Annotated in this window: 3 protein-coding genes; all 3 read right to left on the minus strand. The window is 52.6% G+C overall.

What is annotated here, in order from left to right; all coding sequences use genetic code 11:
• Positions 1–3 precede the first annotated feature (3 nt).
• On the minus strand, positions 4–711 hold the full coding sequence (cycA, locus tag C8R14_RS13030; protein ID WP_011634831.1) for a cytochrome c-550 CycA: 708 nt from the start codon (positions 709–711) through the stop codon (positions 4–6).
• A 61-nt stretch (positions 712–772) separates the two neighbouring features.
• Complete coding sequence (haoB, locus tag C8R14_RS13035; RefSeq protein WP_110332643.1) at positions 773–1,894, minus strand: hydroxylamine oxidation protein HaoB; 1,122 nt, start codon at positions 1,892–1,894, stop codon at positions 773–775.
• Positions 1,891–3,603, minus strand: a complete 1,713-nt coding sequence (locus C8R14_RS13040; RefSeq protein ID WP_011634719.1) for a multiheme c-type cytochrome — start codon at positions 3,601–3,603, stop codon at positions 1,891–1,893. The genes haoB and C8R14_RS13040 overlap by 4 nt, the downstream gene beginning before the upstream one ends.
• Between the last annotated feature and the right edge of the window lie 7 nt (positions 3,604–3,610).

The raw sequence follows: 3,610 nt of genomic DNA on the forward strand, positions 1-3,610 counted from the left end.
TCTCTATTTTCCTTTTTTGGCAGTTTTAGCATTGGCCTGGAATTCGTCATGGAACTTGAATTTAGGCTCTCCGTCAAATACGCCATCCAGTTTGTAATGCTCGTGCATGGCTTTAACGTCTTTTACCATCTCGTCAAACTTGAAGGTATATTTCGGATCCACTTCCGGTGTGTACGGGGTATAGGGAGGTTTTGCTCCTTTCCAGGGTGACCCTTCATAGTTCAGATGGCAGGCGCTGCAACGTTCTTCAAAATTAAAGTCTTGCCCCTTGCTTGCCAGGGTCTTGCGCGGCGCTTTTTTGCCCGATTTCTCAAATGCTTGCCCGGCCTTGCGGTGATCTCCCCGGTATTTACGTCCAGGCCCGTGGCAGGATTCACAGCCTACGCCTGTCAGCATGGGTTTGGGGGAGTCTATCGTGTAGCCACCTTTCTGGCCAAATCCATCCACGTGGCAACCTACGCAGTCTTTGTCCTGGGTGTAGTCCTTGGCAGGATCCAGTTTGGCTTTTTGTTTGGCTTCCACTTTGACATTGGGCTTGAGCGATTCCATCGCCTTGGCGTGGGCAGTATGTTTCCACGACTGGGCTTGTGGTTTGTGACAGGAACTGCACTTTTTCCGACCTTCAAACGGAGCATCCGCTGCCAGACTCTGTCCACTTGTCAGGGTGAACAGGGCTGCAGCAACCAGTCCGCAGGCTATTATTATTTTCATGATCTCTCCTCTTTTCCTAGATGTTTGAACACAGATTATGATTCTTTTGTCTTGCCGACCATCATTGTACCTGATCAGTCAGATGGGTTGAATCCGTCGTTTTATCATGATCCGGAGCGGGTTGCAGATTGTGCTGGGTTTGTGCCGCCGGGGCCTTTTCTGCCAGTTGATAGACCCAGTATCCTCCTTGCTGGTAGATCAATCGCGGGGAGGCGAGCTCCAGCGGAGAAGGTTGGCTGGTAAATGGCAGCAGCCTGGCCAGCAGGGTGTGGTAACTGGCTTCATCTGTCAGAAAGAAGGCGCGAATCAGTTCGTCCGATAACGATTGCACAGTGTAGGCGTAGTAGCCGTGATTGCTCATCTCGGTCTTGACATGACTGATCATGCCATGCAGGTTACCGATCAGGCGGTAGGGTTTGTAGGCAATGCCAAATTTGTCAGGGTATAGCAGACCCAGTTTGTACAGGTCGCTGATATGCACGATCAGGTAAGCATCGCGTGTACCGGCCAGTTGTCGCAAATCAGCCAGGCCACTGGCCAGCGGATTGAGCAGGCTTTGCGTAAAACGCAGAAACAGCTCGCGTTCCTGTGGATCGGCCGCAGCGCCGGTTTGTTCGTTTTCATACGCGCGGATCGCTTGCGCATGCGCTTGCCATTCCGGCGGAACAATCAGAGGTTCGTGCAGTGTGCTGTGAAACAGTACGTCTCGTCCGGTCAACAGGGCCAGTTGGCGTGAGGTATCCCACCAGCTGAGCAGTAGTGCATCTCGCGGGGCATATTTGTCTATTGCCGTTGCAAGCGCACTGAGTTCAGCAGCTTTCTGATCCAGCGCCAGCAGAGGTTCTCTGGTTTCGTTCTTCCAGTTGAGTAATACCTGCGGTTGATTTGCACGCTGACCAAACCAGGCTTGTGCTATCGGTTGATCCGTTCCTTCCAGATGAATGTCGTACTGGTTGATGGTCAGATTCGGCCAGGCTTCCAGTTCCAGATCAGGATAGTCGTCCACCTTGCCGGTGGCAGCCAGCTGGTAACGATAGGGAGCCTCATCCGGTGTCAGCAGCAGCCAAGCATACCCACCCAGCAAAACCAAACCTCCCGTCACCAGTAAAATCCCCAGTGGCGGGAGGAGTCGGTCAAACCAGCGCGACTGTGCGCGCCGGTTTGGTGTCAACGAAGCAGTCAAGCTTGCGTTTGCTTACGTTTACGCCAGCCAATCAGAGCAATCGCTCCCGCCAGCAACATTCCACCTCCCAGTCCTCCCAGCGAGATCTTTTCTCCCGCTCCCTTGAGGTCAAGCAGGCTGGTTTTTTTACCTTCCAGTTTGTTAACACGCGCTTGCAGAGCTGTCATTTCCTGCATCTTGGTGTATTCATCCTGGATTTCAACATAGGCACGGTTCATCGGACCCCAACCTTCGGTATAAGTCCAGCCACCTGGATTAACGTGTGCCAGTCCTACGTGCATTTTGGCCAGATTGTTTTCTGCCATTTCCAGCACTTTCAGTTCAAGTGAGGCCGGGTTGTTACCCTTGGACCAGAACAGTTGGGTGAAGATACCAAAACCCGGTTTCTCTGGCGCCGGTGGATTCGGACGATTGGTTTTTTGACCAGTCAGGGTGCCGTCTTCATACATTTTGTGAACAATGGCATTGGCTTCCTGGTATTTAGCCAGCCCTTCCAGGGTACCTTTGTCCATGAGATCCAGGTAGGAGCGGGCAAACCGTTCCGAGTGACATTGGGTACAGGTCACAACCCAGGAATCCAGACGAGCTTCTGACCAGTCGCTGGTGATGTTTTCTGCAATCCCCGGAACAAACGGGTAGTTTGCCCAGCGGGTCTTACGGGTGATGTTATGGGTATATTCCCCTTCGTATTCCATGTGGCAGGCTGCACAGGTCGGTGCGGTCTGACCTCCTTTGGAGAAGGCGTCTTTCAGACGAACATTCCAGTTCCAGTTTCCCCGGTTCATTTCAGCCAGTTTGCCATGCTTGGACATAATGTAGGCTTCATAGTTATTATGATCCACGCCGCTGTGACAGGTGGCACAGGCTTCCGGTTTGCGGGATTCTGCCGCCGAAAATTCATGGCGGGTATGACAGTTGTCGCATTTGTTCTGGTTGGTGTGGCACATGGTGCAACCTTCTGCCACTTCACGTTGCGGCATGGCTGCCCAAACGGTGGTTTCAATGTTGGCTGTGTAGTCCAGGGCGTGGGATGGACGTCCGTCAGGCCACTGGCCATTCGGCCAGATCATGGTGTCACGCTCGGATTCACGCTCGGCAAATTCTCTCAGGTGACAGGTTCCGCAAACGTCAGCTGTAGGCATGCGTACGTCTTTGGTGTGATCTGCTTTCTTTTTGGCGTTGATGTCAACGTGACAGTCAATACAGCCTACTTCCTTGAGCACTTCCTTCTCTCCAAGTTTGCCCATGGAGCGCAGGTTGTTCTCAACTTCTTCCAGCTTGCCTTTTTTGTAAAAAAGCGGATCTTCCGGCTTGAGGTTGCGTATTTTGTCCAGGTTGGCATGGGTACTGCGTTTCCATGCTCTTACCCAAACCGGCGTTTCATCAGAGTGGCATTCAACGCAGTCTTTGCGCTCAGCAATTTCTTTCGGGGAAACCGGTGGTTTGTAAAAGGTGTTCGGGTCCATGTAGATACTAAGCGCTATCGGTTCCCAGTAGTCTCCCATCGTGCCCTTGCCAGCACCATGTGCAGGATCCTTGTAACGCTTCACCAGCGCATCATAGGTCTCTTTCGGCGTGGCTTTGCTGCGATCCAGCTTCAATGCTTCATACGTCTCATCCGGCACCGTCGATATATCCGCCTGTACCGGCCCAATCAACAACAGGCCCGCACACAGCAGCATCCCCTTCAAATACTCCCCTAATCTCATCTCTCTC

The organism is Nitrosomonas eutropha, from assembly GCF_003201195.1.
Classification (GTDB): Bacteria; Pseudomonadota; Gammaproteobacteria; order Burkholderiales; family Nitrosomonadaceae; genus Nitrosomonas; species Nitrosomonas eutropha.